The 19,957-nt window shown below is 32.7% G+C and carries 17 protein-coding genes and 8 pseudogenes; 7 read left to right on the forward strand and 18 right to left on the reverse strand.

The annotated features are described in order from the left end of the window. Positions 1–11: 11 nt before the first annotated feature. From hblB to BAU23_RS18545, 5 genes are all read right to left on the reverse strand, one after another. On the reverse strand, positions 12–1,412 hold the full coding sequence (gene hblB, locus BAU23_RS18520; RefSeq protein WP_071734968.1) for a hemolysin BL regulatory component HblB: 1,401 nt from the start codon (positions 1,410–1,412) through the stop codon (positions 12–14). Positions 1,413–1,802: 390 nt separating this feature from the next. After that, entirely contained in the window at positions 1,803–2,930 is a 1,128-nt protein-coding gene (gene hblA / locus BAU23_RS18525; RefSeq protein WP_000976168.1) for a hemolysin BL binding component B, read from the reverse strand. A 36-nt stretch (positions 2,931–2,966) separates the two neighbouring features. Next, positions 2,967–4,187, reverse strand: a complete 1,221-nt coding sequence (gene hblD / locus BAU23_RS18530) for a hemolytic enterotoxin HBL lytic component L1 (RefSeq protein WP_000714427.1) — start codon at positions 4,185–4,187, stop codon at positions 2,967–2,969. A 48-nt stretch (positions 4,188–4,235) separates the two neighbouring features. Then, positions 4,236–5,555, reverse strand: coding sequence for a hemolysin BL lytic component L2 (gene hblC / locus BAU23_RS18535; protein ID WP_071734969.1), 1,320 nt, complete (start codon positions 5,553–5,555; stop codon positions 4,236–4,238). A 1,600-nt stretch (positions 5,556–7,155) separates the two neighbouring features. Continuing rightward, positions 7,156–8,385 (reverse strand): helix-turn-helix domain-containing protein, encoded by a 1,230-nt coding sequence (locus BAU23_RS18545; protein WP_001065625.1) that lies wholly within the window; start codon positions 8,383–8,385, stop codon positions 7,156–7,158. Positions 8,386–8,724: 339 nt separating this feature from the next. On the opposite strand from BAU23_RS18545, the gene BAU23_RS18550 reads away from it, so the two are divergent. From BAU23_RS18550 to BAU23_RS31035, 3 genes and pseudogenes are all read left to right on the forward strand, one after another. Further along, positions 8,725–8,889, forward strand: a complete 165-nt coding sequence (locus tag BAU23_RS18550; RefSeq protein WP_002078434.1) for a cell surface protein — start codon at positions 8,725–8,727, stop codon at positions 8,887–8,889. A gap of 86 nt (positions 8,890–8,975) precedes the next feature. Next, positions 8,976–9,188, forward strand: a complete 213-nt coding sequence (locus BAU23_RS18555) for a hypothetical protein (protein ID WP_000331721.1) — start codon at positions 8,976–8,978, stop codon at positions 9,186–9,188. A 40-nt stretch (positions 9,189–9,228) separates the two neighbouring features. Then, a pseudogene (locus tag BAU23_RS31035) lies at positions 9,229–9,297 on the forward strand (hypothetical protein); the annotation flags it as partial. Between the two features lie 858 nt (positions 9,298–10,155). Here the strand turns inward: BAU23_RS31035 and BAU23_RS30690 are convergent. Then, positions 10,156–10,544 (reverse strand): annotated as a pseudogene (locus BAU23_RS30690) (alpha/beta hydrolase); the annotation flags it as partial. A 219-nt stretch (positions 10,545–10,763) separates the two neighbouring features. On the opposite strand from BAU23_RS30690, the pseudogene BAU23_RS29900 reads away from it, so the two are divergent. After that, positions 10,764–10,862, forward strand: a pseudogene (locus tag BAU23_RS29900) (YolD-like family protein); the annotation flags it as partial. A gap of 230 nt (positions 10,863–11,092) precedes the next feature. Here BAU23_RS29900 and BAU23_RS18570 read toward each other — a convergent pair. Beyond that, positions 11,093–11,362, reverse strand: a pseudogene (locus BAU23_RS18570) (N-acetylmuramoyl-L-alanine amidase C-terminal domain-containing protein); the annotation flags it as partial. A gap of 106 nt (positions 11,363–11,468) precedes the next feature. Here BAU23_RS18570 and BAU23_RS18575 point away from each other — a divergent pair. Then, on the forward strand, positions 11,469–11,675 hold the full coding sequence (locus BAU23_RS18575) for a hypothetical protein (protein WP_000834521.1): 207 nt from the start codon (positions 11,469–11,471) through the stop codon (positions 11,673–11,675). A gap of 68 nt (positions 11,676–11,743) precedes the next feature. Here BAU23_RS18575 and BAU23_RS18580 read toward each other — a convergent pair whose 3' ends face one another. The 7 genes and pseudogenes from BAU23_RS18580 to BAU23_RS18610 all read right to left on the reverse strand — a co-directional run bounded on the left by BAU23_RS18580 (position 11,744) and on the right by BAU23_RS18610 (position 14,915). Further along, positions 11,744–12,115 carry a hypothetical protein gene (locus BAU23_RS18580; RefSeq protein WP_002094521.1) on the reverse strand — a complete coding sequence of 124 codons (372 nt, stop codon included), beginning with the start codon at positions 12,113–12,115 and terminating at the stop codon, positions 11,744–11,746. 87 nt (positions 12,116–12,202) lie between these two features. Beyond that, positions 12,203–12,499 (reverse strand): HNH endonuclease, encoded by a 297-nt coding sequence (locus BAU23_RS18585; protein ID WP_001088450.1) that lies wholly within the window; start codon positions 12,497–12,499, stop codon positions 12,203–12,205. Next, positions 12,492–12,752 (reverse strand): helix-turn-helix domain-containing protein, encoded by a 261-nt coding sequence (locus BAU23_RS18590; RefSeq protein ID WP_269719412.1) that lies wholly within the window; start codon positions 12,750–12,752, stop codon positions 12,492–12,494. Before BAU23_RS18590 ends, BAU23_RS18585 begins: the two co-directional genes overlap by 8 nt. 83 nt (positions 12,753–12,835) lie before the next feature. Beyond that, the gene (locus tag BAU23_RS18595; protein WP_002094518.1) at positions 12,836–13,030 is read right to left on the reverse strand and encodes a hypothetical protein; all 195 of its coding nucleotides are present in this window, start codon (positions 13,028–13,030) and stop codon (positions 12,836–12,838) included. Between the two features lie 239 nt (positions 13,031–13,269). Further along, on the reverse strand, positions 13,270–13,458 hold the full coding sequence (locus BAU23_RS18600; RefSeq protein ID WP_001208185.1) for a hypothetical protein: 189 nt from the start codon (positions 13,456–13,458) through the stop codon (positions 13,270–13,272). Positions 13,459–14,210: 752 nt separating this feature from the next. Further along, a pseudogene (locus tag BAU23_RS30695) lies at positions 14,211–14,342 on the reverse strand (Holliday junction resolvase RecU); the annotation flags it as partial. 324 nt (positions 14,343–14,666) lie between these two features. Then, complete coding sequence (locus BAU23_RS18610) at positions 14,667–14,915, reverse strand: DUF3947 family protein (protein WP_071734971.1); 249 nt, start codon at positions 14,913–14,915, stop codon at positions 14,667–14,669. Positions 14,916–15,115: 200 nt separating this feature from the next. Here BAU23_RS18610 and BAU23_RS18615 point away from each other — a divergent pair, with 200 nt between their 5' ends. Together BAU23_RS18615 and BAU23_RS18620 are read left to right on the forward strand one after the other, a co-directional pair. Next, positions 15,116–15,340, forward strand: coding sequence for an exosporium leader peptide-containing protein (locus BAU23_RS18615; RefSeq protein ID WP_002094515.1), 225 nt, complete (start codon positions 15,116–15,118; stop codon positions 15,338–15,340). Positions 15,341–15,375: 35 nt separating this feature from the next. After that, positions 15,376–15,714, forward strand: a pseudogene (locus BAU23_RS18620) (carbohydrate binding domain-containing protein); the annotation flags it as partial. On the opposite strand, the pseudogene BAU23_RS18625 reads toward BAU23_RS18620, so the two are convergent. The 4 genes and pseudogenes from BAU23_RS18625 to BAU23_RS18640 form a co-directional block, all read right to left on the reverse strand. Next, positions 15,707–15,999, reverse strand: a pseudogene (locus BAU23_RS18625) (IS4 family transposase); the annotation flags it as partial. The pseudogenes BAU23_RS18620 and BAU23_RS18625 sit on opposite strands and share 8 nt — an antisense overlap. 123 nt (positions 16,000–16,122) lie before the next feature. Next, entirely contained in the window at positions 16,123–16,449 is a 327-nt protein-coding gene (locus tag BAU23_RS18630) for a hypothetical protein (RefSeq protein WP_000719139.1), read from the reverse strand. Positions 16,450–16,736: 287 nt separating this feature from the next. Then, entirely contained in the window at positions 16,737–17,648 is a 912-nt protein-coding gene (gene menA / locus BAU23_RS18635) for a 1,4-dihydroxy-2-naphthoate polyprenyltransferase (RefSeq protein ID WP_000536362.1), read from the reverse strand. A gap of 158 nt (positions 17,649–17,806) precedes the next feature. Next, positions 17,807–18,936, reverse strand: a pseudogene (locus BAU23_RS18640) (RNA-guided endonuclease InsQ/TnpB family protein). Positions 18,937–19,957 lie beyond the last annotated feature (1,021 nt).

Consider the following 19,957-nt stretch of genomic DNA (forward strand, 5'->3'; position numbering starts at 1 on the left):
ACTTTTCGGTTTTAGTTCGTTATATTTTCTATTTTGTCTTTATATACAACATATTCTTTCCCATCTACTACTGCTACCACTGCAAATTCATCTTTTGTATTGAATGAAAGCCAGTCAGCCCACATATTTGTATTTGGTCCTCCACTCCACATATTATAAACAGTGTTTTTAGTTAAATTCATAACTTTATAAGACGCATTTGGTGCATTTGTTCCAGTCTTTATTTCAAATGTATATGCGTTATGAATTTTTTTATAAAAGTAGAAAACGTTTGATGGACGAAGCTGATTTATAAAATCCTGCTCTTTTTTCTCTGCAATTTTTATCCCTTCTTGTAATGTGACAACATCTGTTCTTAATGTTTTCCAACTGTCTTTCGCCGCATTCAAGTTAGGGATTAAGAATTTATATCTATTTTGATCAGCTTTTTGATCAGCTTTATCAATATGTCCCAGTACGCCCGTATATTGAGAGTCTAAATCATCCCATTGCGTGGACATATAAGTAAGAGCAGTAATAGCATTATCAATCGCACTATGCATATCACTAATATTATGAAACGCAACTCCAACCACACGATTTAATGTTATTTTATAATCTACATTCTGACGTAATTTTGCTAATTCCGGCTCTAGCCAGCCTAACTTACCTCTTGCATCACCTATCATTATACCACCAGCAATCAACGTGGGAAGAAAGGGGATTTTTACCATGTCCAATCCCTTAGATTCTATGTCTTTCTGATAGTTTACTTGCCCTAAAAGGTCCTCTAGTCGCTTTTGATCATCCTCAACCGCAGCTCCTTGAATTTTTAAAATAGACTGCAAGAGATCCTTATTACTTCCAAATGCTCTAACATCTTGTCCAATATTTTCATTTAAATTAGTTAATTCTTCTATTAATGCTTTTACAGACTTTTGATTTTGTTGAATTTCCCCCCGTAAATCTGTAATCCCTTTTTTTAAAGTATCTCCATTCCCAGTATTGATCGCCTCTACTAATGTTTCATAATGGTTTTCAAATTTTTTATCGTATTCAATAATGCCTGTCAATGTATCTAAAAGCTGCTTTTTTACTTGCGTATTCCATGTAACTGCATGTGCTCTTGCATTCTTTTGATCTTGTACAATTTTATTAGGTAAATCTTCATACCCATTAATAGTAATTCCTTCAAAACTCACATCAGGATTATTGATTAACAGATAAGAATATTCATTCATAGATTTCAAAAATAAACCAGCATCTTGTAAAGCTTTTTTCATCTGTTCTTTATTTGCTGAAAGAGACATATCTCCATTGTTAGTTTGTTCAATTTCAATTGCAAAAGCTGCTACTGGTGTGACTGCATAAGTAGTTGTCATAGTTAAAAACGTTGATACAGTGAGTATTTTGTAAGGGATTTTTTTCATCATTACATATTCCTCCTATATAGGGTTTGATTTCAAGTTCTATTCTTCTTTAAAAGTGATGTCTTTCGAAATGAGTTATACATCTATGAGTATCATTCTAACTTTCTTTAGCAGCCTTTAAATCATCAAGTATTAAAGAGACACTATGTTGTTACATAGTGTCAATATTATCAAGCAAATTTTTATCATCCGTTCAGTTGCAAAGTTTAAAAAAACAAGTAAAACTGCACAGTTATTTGGATGGAACTTATATAGATATATGAAAGGCGAAGTCTTTAATGAGACTCCGCCTTTCTGGTGTATAAGGATTTATTAATTGTTGCATTACTGTTTAACAGTGTAATCATAGACTCTCTATGTTTTTGGTCACTTTGCAACAGAATTTATATTTCCCTATTTTTGTGCAGTGACAGGTTCCACTTTTAATTCTTTTATCCCTTCTTTTAATGTGACAGCATCTGTTCGTAATGTTTTCCAACTGTCTTTAGCTGCATTCAAGTTAGGTTTTAAAAATTTAAATTTATTTTGGTCCGCTTTTTGAGCTGCATTTTCAATATGCCCCAGTACTCCCGAATATTGAGAATCTAAATCATGCCATTGCGTGGACATATAAGTAAGAGCATTAATAGCATCATCAAGCGCCTTATGCATTTCACTAGTATTATTGTAAGCAACTCCAACTACACGATTTAATGTTACTTTATAATCTACGGTCTGACGCAATTGTGCTAATAAAGGCTCTAACTTACCTAAATTATCTCTTGCAACTCCAACTATGATACCACCGATTATCGGTAGGCCCAAAATGGCACCCTTCATTACATTAAATCCATCAGATTCTAATTGTTTATAATAGTTTACTGATCCTAAAACTTCATCTAGACGCTTTTGATCGGCCTCAACATCTACACCTTGGTTTTTCAAAATCGACTGCAAGAGATCTTTATTGCTTCCAAAGGCTCTAACATCTTGTCCAATAGAGTCTCTTAATTTAGCTAATTCTTCTATTAATTGTTGTGCAACCTTTTGATTTTGTTGAATTTCCCCTCGTAAATCTGTAATCCCTTCTTTTAAAGTATCTCCATCACCTGTATTAATCGCATCTACCATTGTTTCGTAATAATTGTCAAATGTTGTATCATATTCAATAATACCCGTCAATGTATCTAAAAGTTGTTTTTTTACTTTCGTATCCCATGTAATAGCATGTGCTCTTGCATTCTTTTGATCTTGTACAATTCTACCAGGTAAATCCACATATCCATTAATAGTAATTCCTTCAAAGTTCACATCTGGATTTTTAATTAACATATAGGAATAGGCATTCATAGATTTTGCAAATAAACCGGCCTTTTGCAGGGTTTCTTTCATCCTCGCTTCATTTGCTGAAAGAGCCGTATCTCCATTGTTAGTTTGTTCAATTTCACTTGCAAAAGCTGCTACTGGTGAGACTACAGAAGCTGTTGTCATAGTTAAAAGCGCCGATGCAACGATCAGTTTGTACGGGATTTTTTTCATCATTTTATATTCCTCCAATATAGGTTTTGAGTTTAATTTCTATTCTTGTTTAAAAGCAATGTCTTTTGAAATGAATTCTGCATCTTTATGAATGTCATTCCAACTTTGTTTAGCAGCTTTTAAATCATCCGGTATTAAAGAGAATTTATGTTCTTGCATAGAGTCGATATTATCAAGTAAGTCTGTATAGTTAGCCCCCATTGTATTCCATTGCTTTTGAATATTTGTTAGAGACAGTATCGCTTGATCCACTGTTTGATACAGATATGCCAATGTGTCTTTCGCGTTAGTAAGCGAAATAACTGCTTGGTTAGCACGATCAGCTTTCGTACCTAATTCTCCGATTTTTTTAGAGATTTCGTTATAGGAGTTCATATGATTAGACGCTGTGACACCAGCTGCTGTTCCTAAACCAATTCCAGCTGCACCAAGAGCCGAAAGGCCACCAACAACAGCAGGTGTTGCTGTACCGCCAGTCACAACAATTACTACAGCTCCTGCAATAGCTCCAATAACTAAAATGACTGCTCCCAATCCACCACCAATTGACCATGCTAATACATCGTCAAAATGTTTTTTCTGAGTAGCACTTAGTTGCTCAATTTCAGCTTGAAGTTGTGGAATCAGAGCTTGTTGTCCCGCTAATATTGCCGTTAATCCACCTTTCCCATCCGGGCCACCAACATTATTTTTAAAATCTGTAGAATTTGTATACAGTTTTGATTTGAAGTCTTGTAACATCTTAATTACATCTGTAACTTCTTTTGAATTTGTATTAATTGTAGTGATTAAATCATTTATGCCCTCTTTCAGGCCTGCCTTATCTCTCTTTTGTACAGTATCTACTAATGTGTCATAATAATTTTGAAATTGTTCATCGTAATTTACAATATTACGTGCTGTTTTTTGAATCTGTGGCTTCGCTGTATCTAACCAATAATTCGCGTTGATTCGCGACAGTTCTTGATTAAGGTGAATATTTTTGAGTAACTCTCCACCTCCTGAACCTAAATCGATATCAGATAAATTAACATTCGGTTGTTTAATCATTGTTTTTGCGTACAAATCCATTACAAGAATATGAGATCCTGTTTCAGCTAATGCTTTCTTCAGTCCTTCAGGTCCTAATGTATAATTCCCTACTTTTTGTTCTTGAGCGTTCGTTTCTTGTGCAAATGCATGAATAGTGTTACCGGTAGTAGCAGTTATAACCGTTGCCAGAGTTGCTAAAGTCAACACTTTAAATGGAAATTTTTTCATAACTATTCTCCTTCTCATTCTTTCGTTAGATTTTTAGAAAACATAATATTAAAATTTATAAACTTGTTCTTCAAGATAACTTATTCCATTTTTTAATTGTCTTAATGTATCTTTTTGAGACTGCTGGTTAGTTGTATCAACATTAGTAGATAATTTTGTAATGCTATTTTTTATTAGATCCAAATCTTCTTTATAGCGTTTTAGTAGGCCAAGTTCTACATCCACTTGATTTGCAAATGTATGTAAATCATTTTGCATAATTAGGAGCATTGATTTTTGTAAATCTGCTATTTTTAGGTTCTTTGTTAAATCATAAAATTTTTGATTTTGTGTCTCTAAATCTGCTAAATGTGTTCGCTGTTCTGCTGTTAGTTTATTTACTTCAGCGAAGGCACTATATGTTTTCTTAATTTTTTCAGGGTCAATAACTTTTGTAAGGTCATACTCTTTTGTTTGTGCAACTGCAGCTGCAGCTATTTCAGCTTGTTTGCTTTTCTCAATTGCTTCACGGGCTTCTTTTTTGGCAGCTTCAATCTCTAGAGCAGATTTACCCTTTTCTTTCGCTTCTTGCTCTGCTTTTTTCTCTGCTTCTAAAATAGAGTTGTTAATTTCTTTGCCTTTGTTATACGCTACTACTGCTGTTTGAGCAGCTGGTTCAATGATATCTTTTGAAAGGTTATAGACTTCTTTGAAAATAACAAACCCTTGTTCATTTAAAGCTCCTGGTAATAATGCTATTTGTTGTAAATCATTTTGAATTGATTTTTGAGTATTTTGTAATTCATTTTTTAGCTGATCTATTTTCCCTGTTCCATCTGAACTTAGTACACCCTGCGCTTTTGTCACATCAGTATCGAGATCTTGAAGTTTTTTATCAAGCTGTAATTTAAGATCTGTTAATTCGTTAATCTGTCTTTGTACGTTTTCTTGGTTCGTCATAGTCATAACTTGAAGAACTTCAAGTCTATCCAAAAACCCCTCTTTATCTTCTTTATTGTCTACAAACTCTTTTAATGCTGGATAATAGTTATTAAATTTAGTTACAAATCCTTTGCTTTTTGAATTTAATAGAATTAAATTTGGATAAAGTTCTGATGACCATTCTTTCATATCTTGCTTGATTAGGAATTGATTTGTATTTAATGCTGGAACTTCCTCTATTTGTACATTAGGGCTCATTAAACCTTGATCAATATATGTTTGGATTAATTTAGATTGTGCACCTAATTTTCGTAAGGATGAGGAAATATCCATGCTTTCCTGTTGAGTTTCTGCTTGAACGATTGGTGTTGCGAGAGTATTGATAGGAATAATCGACCCAGTTACAATTGATGTCATTAAAAATCCTGTCATTATTTTATTTTTCATTCCGTACACCCCTTCACTATTATTCTTTTACAACTTTATTCATACAACTTGTACGACCTAGTGCTAGACTCTCTCCTTGCATACGCTTGAGAAAGGAAAAGTCTTTCGGATAAAGTATTAAACCTTCGTTATCATTTATTTCTCATAGAATGTAAAAAAATTACTTTTCGCTCATTTAAATAGTATGTTTGGCACAAGTAAACAATAAAATTTCATCAGCTATATTAAAATGAGTTGCTGAATAAATAGTAAAATATTTATTTTTCTCCAGTTTTGCTATTTGAATTACAAGCGTTTAGATAGATAAACTCATTGCTCCTACAGCTAATCCTGCCATGAATTTTTAGAAAGCAATTTTATAAGCCTCTCTACTAGTTGTGTGGAAAAGGCTCTATAAGATTACAAAAGATGAAATTATACTGTACATTGCTTATACTTTTATTGCGGAATAAGATCACTTTTGTTATGTAGAAAAATAAAACCCTTTTTTACAAAAATAATACTTTTGAGATGCTAAACTCACTTCTAACTAACTGATTATTAAGAAAATTAATTACGACATAATGTTACTTGTAAATTTATTAACCCCTAATAGCGTGATCTTCTCCTTTCTGTGTGGTCATACCAGTTATGTTGTTCATTAAAACATTAAATTTCCGATGCGTAAATAGCAAAATTTTGTCGATTGTACTCGATTATTTAATTTTTAAGCGCTTATATGAGCGGGAAATATTATACTAATAAAATTTAATATTAGATTTTATATTTGTACTTTTGATAATTGCAACATAATATATATATGGTTTAAAAAAATTATTTTATTTTAACTGAGCTAGTTATATTTTAGAAAAAATACTTATAGAATAATTTAATAGGATTTCTTATACTATTTTACCTTTATTTGGTTATGTATAATTACATATAATATAGATATATCAAGTAATATATGTTATATTACTAAGTTTTATGGAATAATTTCCGATATTACTATTAACAAATACATGATTTATTACGCTCTTTAATTCACCATATTCTTCAAAAGTATCTTTATATTGTCATAAAAAACATCTCAATTCTTAACGCGAAGATACTAAACTGGATTCTTGTAGATCGTTATAACAAGAAGTTTTGAAACAAGAAAAGGCCGCAAAGCTTCCTTGAAAAAGCGCTTTGCGGCCTTCTAGTTTTTTGTTTTGCTTAGAGAAAATGGTTTGTTTTTTTATTCAAATTAATACCATGATATAAAGATATCCATTTCTGTTTTACTTTGGTATATGTATCATGGACTCTTTAAGAGCTATTTGTTTGATGTGACGTCAGATTCATTTGTCCAATTCAGAACCATACTGATGAATCAAACGCATAATCGTTGTAAGAGTTATGATTAAGCCCCGTTTCTCCATTATTTTCACCAAATCAAGAAAACTAAGGTGGTTCCGTTAACAAAATATTATCAGGTTGATAACGTTATCTATTTGAATACATATTCCTTTTCTAGATCAATCACATACCCTTTCTAGAGTAAAAGAAATAGTATGCTCAAGTTTTAGAGATACTTTCGCGTATATTAAAGTTTTTGCACAAGAAACAGATACTAAGCTTATATTACGGTATATTTTTCACGATATTGTCTAGGGGTCATGTTAGTTGATTTTTTGAAAACCCTTGTAAAATAACTTTGATCGTTAAAATTAAGCCAAGCACAAATATCTGATAATGGATATGTAGTGAGTGTTAATAATTTTTTTGCTTCTTCCACTCGTTCCCTTTGAATAAATTCACTTAAAGGAATCCCCACTTCTTTTTTAAATAATTTAGATAAATAAGTAGGGGTAATATCCAAATGATTAGCGAGTTCATTGAGAGATATTCCATCGTAAACATTTTTACTAATATGATTCATACATGTAGTAACCGCATTTGAAAATTTTTGCGCATTGAATTCTTTCACCCGATCTGCAAAAGTACGTAAAGCATCTCCTGACAATCGCCTTACAGAGTCCACGTTATCTAGTTGTTCCATGGTTTGGATATACAAAATACTAAGAGCAAAAGCAATGTCTGGTGGGAGATTACCTTCTATCGCATATCGAGTAGCTAAAGTAATCGCAATAATCCCATGGTTTTTTTGGTTTCTGAGTGGATCCGCTGTTAAAATTAATTCAGTATCTTCCTGCGAAACTGCATACATATATTGTAACAACTTCTTTTTATTTCCCTCTTTGATTGCTGAAAAATAATTATGTACTAATGCCATGTTATGAGTTTTGGGTTTATTTTGTTGTCGCTTTAAAATATATAGATCGGGTTTCACAATTTTATAGGGAACTTCCTCTAACACTTTATTTTTTTCTAAAACAATATCAACATCTAACTTTTCATTGAAAATCATGTAATGTAATAAAATTCCCATATCAATTAAAGTAGTTTTTTTAACCTCAGGTAGGGATTGATAATAGTTTAGTCTTTCTTGAATATTTTTATTTGAGTTAAATTCTTTCCAAAGTTTAAAGGTTACATCATCTGATCCCTTCGGATGTACAGTGGGGCCAATTATAATAGTCCCTTTTATAAAATCATGATTTGCTATATGAATTAGGACGAAATTTTCAAGATAACGGTTACATCTGAAAAGTGGCAAGTTATAGGGATCATTTTCTTGATAAATGCCACTAAGATGTTCCTCTTTAGAAGAATAAAAAGGACTACAAACATAATCAGAAGTAGAATGATATAAGATTTTTTTGTCTGTAGATAAAATGTGAACAGGGACATTAAATGCTTTATGTGCGAGATCACACAAATGTTGTATATCGATGGAATTATTCATTACCTTCTCCTTTTAATTAGATTAACTGCTATATTTTACATTGTTACTTTGTGGATTCATAAATTATTTTCCGTCAGGTATAACTTACGACAAAATATTACTATAAAATATCAAAATAGTACAATTCACGACAAAATATTACTATATTTTTTTTATGAAAATCATATATTATTTATTTGTAATTAACATCTACATTCGAAGCAGATAGGAAAAGAGTGAAAGATACTTTATCTGAGTGTAAAGAAATAGATTTTTTCTTGTAATTTCCTAAACGACAATGAAATGAGCGGAGTGCGTTTTTTGATCCTATAAGATCCTATCATAGAATCCGAGAAACCAGTGAAGAACTTACAAAATAAAAATACAGAAATAGGGGATGAACTGGCGTATACGATTCGAACAAGAAATACGCTTCTTGCTAGTCTTGTGAAAAATCTATCTTTTCCGAATAAATTGCCAGAAGGACTAGAATATGTCCCAAAAGCATTACAAGTAGTTGACTAAACAGTGACAGATGCAGTCAATACAGACAAGAGTAAATTTAATGTAGGAAAAGCAAACGGAAAATTTGGAGATGTGATAAATACATAGTGGCATACAGTGGTACTCCATGCGAGGGCCAAGCTGGAAAAGAGATTCAAAATACAGCAAAAGTCATAGGAGATACTGTACAACCGCAAGAACCAACAGCCAAGAATTCAATTCATTCACTTGGACAAATTGAGATTAAAAAAGTGGATACTGCTGATTCAAATGTAAAGCTGAAAAAATACTTCATTCCAAAATTAAGACAAAGATGGTAAAGAGGTTGAAAAATTAACAACAGATGAAAATGATAAGGTTTCTTCTGAACCATTATTCTTTTTAATGTACACAGTGGAAGAAATTCATGCACCAAATGGATATTTGTAATTTAGAGATCAAATTGAGGTATAGGGCTCATCATCAGTACAAAACATAAAAGTAGAAAACACATAAAACGAATGGAATATTAAAAATAACAGAAATATATTAATGGTCGCAACATTAGTTATATTTTTCCGTAAAAGAGGAAGAAATAAATAGATTTCAAAATTAATAGCAGTAGTAAAGGAGACAAAACATATGAAATGGGGTTTTATTATGTTGTTAATCTTTGTATTAACAGTCTCTATGCTACCTAGCTTTATTATCGCATCACATAACATATTATTAATTTTCTGAGTATAATGGTTGTTAATTAACAAAAATACACCTCTAATTAAGAGTTGTTGCAATATAAATCCAAAATAAAAGTAGATGTTAGACACTTGGTGCACAGTATATTCACCTCAAAACAGTAGTTACTGCAATACCTGAATTTATTTATTCTATAACAAAAGAAATGTTACTTAGGAAATATTGCTTCAAATCCATTTTGTATTAGGCATTCTTTATATGGCACTTTTTATTGAAAAATTTAGATGGCTACTTGAAATTTTTATTTTATTTTTAATTAAGAATCAGATTACCTACAATTGAAATTGACTTGAGTATTATGAACTTAAAATCACTTACAAAAACAAAATAACGTTTAACCACCTTATTTCCTCTCATATATATTTCAATTCTAATCGATACCTACAACACCACCTCGACCATCTGAAAGGATTACAAAGGAATCTGAGAGGTTGTTTTTTTAATCCATCAGCGAAATTTTCTAATTTATGTAAATAAATTAGAAAACAATCCATTTTATGGATTTTTCTATTACTTCGTTAACTTAGTGTAATCTATATTGACCTGTTAACTGGTCCTCAGCCATTTTTCAGATATTATTTTCTGTAATGATCGAGAAGTTAAATTAAATGCAGATTTATAATCTTCAGTATGCATATAACGGATAAATGAAAGGGTAGTAGATATAACTGGATTTTCATCGTCAATATTGTCTATTTTTTTATATTTGTTTTTGTTTCCTTTAATGTTGATATATATTGTTGGTTGAACGGATTATTATATGTATCGGGATACAAACTTGTTTTCAATACATCCTTATGCTGTCCCTCAAACAGGCTTGAAGAACTTTCGGAATTTTTAGGTAAAATTAATTCCTCCGCATATGAAACCGAAGGAATAGTTATCGCACAAATTGCACTGACAAGTAATAACTTATTCCCTATTCTTTTTTTCGTGCTCATATTTATTGATTCTCCTTTCAAAATTAAAATTTGTTAATACAGCATGCCAAGTACTATAAGGAAAATAAAAATTTTCAAAGAGATTAATAATCTACTTTACGATCCCCCCTTAACAGGTTGAAAAGCTATTATAATCAAACTTTAATAAAAAATGCCTTCTCCCTCTTTTTTTATCACTGGATTTTTTGATTGGCATGGAAGGACCACGCTGAATCACATGTAACTGACATAAATCCGATAAAGAATTTAGTAACGTGCACTGATGCATCTTATAACAGAATTCCCCTTAAATTTATAGATATAATTGATTTGAGATAAAAAACATACAGTTTTTCAAATGTAGCCGGGAATAAAAAGGAAAAAATCTTGTATTCTAGGTTAAATACAGATAGAGCAAAGTGTAAGCTCTTATGAGAGTTAGCAAGATAAAGGCTGTTTGTTATGGTTATCGAATTTACAAATACATAAGAGGAACAGAACTCAATAGAGAAGCTAAGGAAGCATTTTGATAATAGTTGAAGACACCCGATTAAGGATGGCTTCAACTATTATCTCACTTTGTTATATTCATACCACCATTTACCACCTGGTCTAGTATCCATCCACCAAGTAATCTTATCTAACTCTGCATTAGATAGAACATCGGTTTGGATATAACATACTCCAGAAATTGGATCAACATTAACCCTACCTTTTATTCCTCGTTCTGCCATAGCTTGAATAGCTTCATCTAAGGAGTTAGTACCACATCCACCTGACTTAACGTATTGATATCCACCATTCCCAACAGTTTGTCCTGTTAGAGCGTATACGTAGGAAGTAACTCGTCATAACTCCTCCTTATGGTAATTACTTTGTAAACCTTTTTATTTAAATGTATAATTGTATTAAGAGTCTAAAATTTCAGAATCGGAGGGCAGCATCATGAAAAGTTTTGGTACGTTAGTAATCTCTACCGTCATTTCAGCAGGCTTAGTATATTATAATATCGATTCCTTTTATAATAAATTTACATCCGGGAATACATATTACTGGGTGAACGGTATCCTAGCTGCTGGATTCCTTATATCCTTAATTATCAACATAAAAGATATCATCAAGAAAAACTACACAACTTCTGAATCGAATTAAGGAGCCTATTATGGTTCCTTTTTCTATGCAAAATAAAAAAGCAGCGCATTCGCTACTTTGAATTCTTTTTATCCCCAAATGAAATGATATATATATTCTCCCGTTACACGTTCATTAATTCCAGCAATCCTAGCGAATCTCATTAAGTCCGCCCCTTGAAGAAAATACACCGAAATCGTAACTGGTACTTGTGACCACATGAATTGATAAAGCTCATTCACTCTCTGATTCGTCGAAACGATTAAATCATTTACTGGTCCATGATTCCATGCAGAGGTTTGAACTGAAGTGAACGGAAGGTCTTTCCCATTAACCACTATTCTTGCCACACTTTGAGTTATGTCCACAACAATCCCCTCCACCATTACAAAAATTAGACCTGTTTCTATACTTATATTCTTGATTAATAATAAATGTTTAAGGCAGACCCCTATTTTCATTTCTACTCAAAAACAATTTATTTGATAAAATAAAAAAGCAGCGGATTCGCTACTTTAAAGTAAATTAAACTATTCCTTTTTCTTTTGCTATTTCGTACAAAACAGTATGACTAACTCCTGTTTCAGTACATATTTTCGCTCTTTTGCCTTTTCTATCCCTATTCTTTGCAATTCCTTATGTTTAACCCTATTAACATCATGTATCTTCCCATGACATTCAAGGCATAACATAACCAAATTACTAATTCGATTCGTTCCACCTTTCGCTAAAGGAACGGTGTGGTGTATATCTAAATCATTTGTTTCTCCGCAATTTGCACACTCTTTAGGTAAAACATTTAAGTAATACGTACGATTCTGTTCGAATTCCTCTCTACTATTCATTTTTACTCTCCTCAGCATTTAAAGTCGATTGTTTAGAATAGTGTTCTTTTATATACCTATACAGGGTTGCACGTGCACGAGCAACATCAAACATCTCACATACTTCTACTTTCGTTTTACCAGAAGCAAGCATTTCCATCATGCCTTGAATTTGTTGAGGAGTATGAGCCTTCTTTCTACCGCCTTCTCTTCCTCTTGCCTTTGCAGCAGCTACACCACTAATAACACGTTCATTAATTACTTCACGTTCCATTTCAGCCATTTAATAAGTATAAATTTAGAAAACTCATAAACAAAAAAAGAGTGCTGTGAAGAAACGCACTCATTCAAAGGACTTTACCAATCCTTACGCTTATCACAATCACAGTCACGATCATGATTACGTTTACGACGACATTCATCACAATCACAGTCGCGGTCACGTCTACAACGACGGTCATCACAATCTCTATGTCTGCGTCTACAGAACATTAAATCATCCCAAAATCTATCACAATCTCGGGAACGTCTGAAATTACAATTACATCCCATAAATATAATTACCTCCTCTTAACTCTAGGATTCATCATATTCTATGCTAAAAAACAAAAACAGCTTGTTTACTAGTCTACTTTCTGCATTTTAAAGTAATAATGTTATTACCTAATCTTTAAGTTTCAAATCTATTTCACCCCTTATCTTTCCTTAACAACAAACAAGACGCCACCCAGATCACGCGGTAGCGCCTACGATAATTGCTATACACTTAACCAGACTCATTTATCCTCACATTATTTATTTCTTTGCTTCCATACCCCATTCTCTTTACGATAAGTATTCTTGCCATTCATGAAGTCAGCTGTATTGCCAGGAATGCTATATTTTTTCTTTTTCTTTTTCTTTCTTTTCTCTTTAGACTTTTCCAAAATAACTTGTTGTAGATCTGTTCTCCATTGCTTTAAGCGTTCTTTTTCTCGCATCTTCACTTATACCCCTAATGAAATTTATATATGTTCATATCAAATATACCTCTAGAATTAAATCAACGAAAGGGGTTACAATTATTTATCAACTTAGTTTAAAGTGTATATATCAAGTCAAATGTCCATTTTATTCAAATTTAAAAGAGCGCCCATGCCATGGATGCTCTTAATGTGATAAAGGGTTTCCTATGAGTATTGAATGAGACACGAAGAACTTGTCCCATAATTCAATATATGCTCGTCCTTATCAAAGGGTGCAATAAAAAAGAGCACCCGCCATTAGGTACTCTTCAACAAATAAGTATGGCGCTCCGGGTTTCACCTCATATGATAACTCGTCCCACGATTTTATAATATGCTTGTCTCATTCAAAGGTGTACTTGTTTAATGTATAATTTCTATATAACAAAGAAAAAAACACCCATTCTGGATGCTTTTTAACTATTTTTATTTTCAATAAGACTATAAGTTCAGAGTCCCTTTTGTTATTTTCGTTCCTGGTCTCGGAATATTCCAGACTAAATGAACTTACCTCATAATTTTTCTTTCCAATTTTAACATTCTTTCAAAACTCTGTAACAAAACAACTCTTTTGCAACTTCTCTTTGTATCTCTTTATACTCTTGCTTGCTGATTTCTGGAAAGAATGATAATTGCTCCATCTATAATCCCCCTATTTCGAATTTTAATTTTCATATCCACATTTGATACGTGAAATTTTACTGTCTCATTGTTGAATAAGGGAACCATTAAGCCTTTAATAATTTACGTTTCTTGTTGGCCATCTTCTCTTTTGCTGCTTCAATGTTATTTGCTATCCTTGTATGATGGTCCTGATCAAATTGAATCATGGCATCTATTACTGGTGTGAATCCTTGTTCCGCCTTGGAGAACCGAGCAGTTAGCTTTTGCTAGCTGCTTTTTGTTTGAACAAAACGAACTCAATTGACTGCACAAACATATTATATTTTGTGTTCCTTTCTCTATATATTGAAATAGTCTTTACAAATGGATAATCTCGTCACGAGAGCACTTTATTAAGTGCTCTTTTTTGCGTTCCACATTAATACAAAATGAAATTTTCATTTTAATCTTAAGTACACATTTAATTGAATATTACTTCATCAGACACGAATCATTTTTTATAAGGACGCTCTGTACTTGCGCCCTTATTTAAATACTCAATGTTATTCCCCTGCACATTTTTATAAATTGTATACAGTTCCATATGGAATTGTCGAAAAAGAAATTCCATATGGCGTATTATAATGCATTGGATAATAATCCATAGATGAGTAGTACGGTTGTATGCCTTGCTGCATTTGTTGCATTTGCTGCTGTGCTTGTAGCGCTTGTTGAACAGCTTGAATTGTACTTTGTGCTCCGCTATACGTAATACCCGCCGTACCATACGGACGCATTCTATCCTGGGTACCAAAATATGAATAAAACATTATTATTCAACTCGCTTCCATATAAGTTATTACAAAGTATGTTATGATTCTTAATTTCCGTGAGTGTTAAAAACTAGTTCCCTAGCTTTTATTCAAATAGTGTTTTTGTTTAATTTTTAAAATACAACCGCTTGTCCATTTCACTTTGCTCTATCATTGCATTTACTATTAGTAATACGAATTTTTAGAGGTGAATTATATTGGACGAGTTTTTATCTTCTACTGCATTAAATCCGGACTCGATTGGACCTACACTCCCACCTATGCAACCTTTTCAATTCCCCACTGGAACGACTGGGCCGACACTATTTTTCACTTCCCTTGCACCAGACCCTGAACCTAATGAAAATAACCTAACTCTCGGATACATAAATTATTTATTAACAAAGATGTCCTTCGGCAGGTTTATCCAAATATATATATAAATGTGAAAAACTAAATTTTAATCTGACCAAAGGAGATGAAGAAATCGTTTAAAAAATTCGGTATAGGAGTATTTTCTACAGCAATTGTATTAAGCGCCAGTATAGGTTTTTCAGGTATTGTATCAGCAGATAGTCCATCTGCAAATGAACAAGTTAGGAATGGAGACTTTGAGGATGGGCTAAATAACTGGATTTTATCTAATTCTAATTCTAATTCTTCTACCGAGAATATCGGCTCTTCTGAAACAGGCAATCATTATCTGAAATTAATACATGCAGACACAGCCTATCAGCTTGTTACTGTAAAGCCGAATACAGAATATACATTAACATTTGATATAGCGGGGAGTATAGGTTCTACAAGGGAAAATACACGCTGTAAAATAAAACAGCACATCGGTTAAAACGTTGATTAAGTCTTTCTGAATTCATAATTGTAGCTGTATTTGCACAAAGCTGACTACATAATCGAGTAAGAGAATCGCTTGCTACATGTTGACTAATCCAGATACATAAAGCAGCTAAATCTTTTGCGCCATACTTACTTTTACGTTTTACAAAACCTGTCTCTTGTTCCAGTTTTTGAAGAATATGTAGAGATAGATATCGCTGTAATTCTTCAGCGAATAATGAAACTCATCTTGAATCAAAATATCCATACAAAAACGCCATCCTTTCTGTATATTTCTACAAACAGGATAGCGCTTTTTTCATTTTAAAGGTTGCATTCTATGATGAATTATATTAATAAGGTAATATCAACTATACGTAATAATTGATATTTAATTGATATTAGAACTTATTACTTTATATTTATCTTCTTTTGCAACATCTATAATTGCATCAATTTTTTGTTGTTCATTATTCAGCTCATGTCCTTTGATCCAAACTTTATATCCTATTTCTCCTACTACTCCAACTTTAGTTATAACAACATCTAACTGTTTTTCTTTTTGAAAATATTCAATAGCAGTTGCCTTTGCTTTTTCTTGAGTTTTTGGAAATTCTTTGTCACTTAATGGATCTTTCGTTGTTAATGTAATGTAAGAGACAAAACCAATAATAATTAAAGTTATAGTAGAAAATCCAATTAAAAATATTTTTTTCATTCTTCTTCATCCTTGTCTATCTTTTTTTAAAGATTAACATATCATTTATCGTTTTTCAATAAATAAATATCACATTTCACTATTTTTTTATTGAAAACATCTACAACTTAGACAAATATAAAAGTCATTCCTCTAACTATCCTGATCTTTATCTCAACTAATCTATTACATAATGTAGAGTTATAAAAGAGTTTGATCATTATTAAAGAACTACAAAAATAAAAACCCCAATCTCTCTCTATTAAAATTGAGAAATTGGGGTTAAGTTATTTAACAATAGTTTTCATTTAAAACAAGTAGCTAATTAATAAGCCTGCCGATAATAAGAAGCCGAAAATCGTATTTGTCATCGCTGTTGATTTCATTGCGATGCGCATATATCCGGGATCCTTTGCTCCTTTTTGGAAACTTTGAATTGCAGAGATTGGCTTTCTCAAACCTAAGAACATAACTAATGCCCAAGGGCTTATATAACCCATTAATACAATCACCGCGATCCATAAATAAGCAATGAAAAAGGCTACAGCTAGTGTTACTATTGCTTTTTCTCTCCCAAGGAGGATTACTAATGTCTTTCTTCCACCTTTAATATCTTCTTCGATATCTCGGATGTTATTCGACATGTTAATTGCACCGACTAAAATTCCAATTGGAATGGAAATCAATACACTTTCAATCGTTATCGTATTCGTTTGAATAAAGAAAGCAATGAGTACAAAACATGTCCCCATTAACAATCCAGAAACTAATTCTCCAAACGGAGTGTACGCAATTGGTAATGGACCACCTGTATATAAGTAGCCAACCGCCATCCCAATTAAACCAATAACGACTAACCACCAGCTGCTATTCATACAAATATAAACTCCAATAATTGCTGCTACCACATACAATAAAAGTGCAACTGTTAACACATTTTTTGGTTTCAATCCATGACGGACAATTCCACCACCGATGCCAACAGAATCAGCGGTATCTAATCCACGTTTGAAATCATAGTACTCATTAAATAAGTTCGTTGCTATTTGCAATGCTAAACATGCAACCATCATCGCAATAAATAAAAGCCAATGAATTTCGGCAACGTAAAGTGATGCCACTGTCCCTAAAATTACAGGTGAAAACGTCGCCGTTAATGTATGCGGGCGCGTCATCTTCCATATTAATTTAGCGGAACTAATTTCTTTTTCTGTCCCCATAACTTTGTTCAATCTCCGATACGATAAACTTAACTAAATCTATACAATTCAATCAAATTTACACGAGTTAGTGCTTCATCGTGTTCTCGCAACCCCGAAGGGACGAGGGGTATAACACTCCACACGAGGCAGTATCGTTACCTCCTATTATCAAGCAATTATTTTACCCATCTTGATAAATTTATCGAAGCATTTAAATCTCTATCGTGGTGGCTATTGCATGAAGCACAACGCCACTCACGTATTTTTAAACTCCACTGTCCTTCTGGTTGAACTGAATGGTCGTATTTTACTCCGCAACATGAGCAAATCTTGCTTGAGGCGAACCATTTATCAGCTTTTACATACTCAATGCCATACTTCTCGCACTTGTATGACAAACATTGAAAGAAGAAGTGTAACTTTTGAAATGAAAATGCTTTCGATAGTTTTTTGTTTTTTAACAGGTTTAAGATAGGTAAGTCTTCCACAACGATCCTCATTGGTTTGGTTTTCACCAATTTAGCTGTTGCTTGATGGATATGGTTAATTCGGATATTCGTAATTTCCCTAGATAACCGCAGGTGCTCAGTTTTAGCTTTTTCATATCCGGCAGACTGAATTTTTACACCTTTTTTAAATCCCCTAGACATTTCTCTTTGTGCTGACTTTTTCCTTTTCAAAAGCTTTTTAACCTTGGCATCTTTGTTTATATTTCGTTCTTTCATACCATTAGAAGCTACAAACAGCTCTTTTAAACCAACATCCACACCAATCGACTCATTGGTTAGTGCTTGTAATTCAAAGTCTTCTTGGAATCCTACACTAATCCACCAGTGACGACCGTCAAATGTAACTCTTGGATTGGATGGTTTTTGTTTCTTGGTAGTTGTTGGCTTGTTTTCACTTCTCCAATGGACTGAATATGAACTACTTTCTTTCCTATAATCAGTCTTTCATAATTGGCATAAAATCCTTGAATTAAATCTTTTTTTGATTTATAAGAAGTGTGAGAACCATTTTTGTACTTTTTGAACGAATGTTTCCTCGCCGTATCAAAATCTTTTGAAGCCTGTTTAGGAACTTGTGCGTTGATGTTATTTAACCACTCATATCTCTTTCGCTTCTTAATTTTTGTAAATCGTTTCTGTAAAGCTAACTGTGAAACAGATTTTCCAAATAGCTTATAGTATCTATCACTCATTCTTTTACAATAGTTATAAGCGAATCTTGCAGCACCAGCATGGTTTCTAAGCACTTGTTCTTGTTCAGGCGTTGGAATCAGTCTGACTTTCTTCGCCAATATCATCAGAATGTAACCCCTTTACTGTGCGATTATTCGGGCACTCATCTTTTAGATAATGAAAGATTGATTCTTCTAAATTGTAGCGTGTTCCATCAGCATTCTCCTAAGACTACTAGGATACAAACCTGTTAATTCCGATACTTGACTAACTCGTGAAAATTTCATTAATATTCTCACCCCATTGAATTTACCACAATGCATAGGTTCGGTAGCTTCAATGGGATTTGATAGATTTAATTAAATTTATCTCGTTCAACTAAGGGCGCAATTCCTTAGCCAGTTCTCTTATGAACTTCTCATATTTTCACATGAGCGCAGACTATATGTTTATCTCTTTAGAGATAGAGGATTTTTCCACCACCATAGGCTTGTGATGTACTCTCGTCAGTTATACGAGATAGTCGTTGAACGTTCATCTTATCCATTTTGACTTAGATGATTCGAGGCGGAAGACCCATTGTTCTAGTGTTTAGGATTTAACCTTACACCATCTGATTGATTTTTTCTGCTTTCGCAACATTCACGCTCGCTATTTCTAGCCACGTTGTAGTTCAATCAGCTTTAGGGATTGCCCGCAGTTAACCCTCACTACTAGCCAATCACTGGACTAGCAGGGCTTACTGATATATTTAATTAACTTTCGTTATAATTGGTTAAATAAATCGTAACAGTTAGTTACCCTACATTTAAGTATAAATTACTAGCAGTATCTTTCTATCTATTTCCTGCTTCACATCTATTATATCAAAAAAAGAATTGGCGATAGAACTTTCATGCTCTTGCTTACACCATAAATTTGCATCAAAATATATTTTTTTCTAATATGGGGGTACCCCTAATACCCCAGAAGAAAAAGAAGAGTTTGAATCCTTTAACGTACAGGGCGTTCCATATATCATTGTAAAAGATCATGAAAATAACATTCAAAAATTAATTCTTGGATTCAGCACTCAATCATTAGAAGAGGCTATTTTATAATAATCATCCCAAAAAAAGAAACGAACATATATGTTCGTTTTTTTTT

It is taken from the genome of Bacillus nitratireducens (assembly GCF_001884135.1).
Lineage (GTDB): Bacteria > Bacillota > Bacilli > Bacillales > Bacillaceae_G > Bacillus_A > Bacillus_A nitratireducens.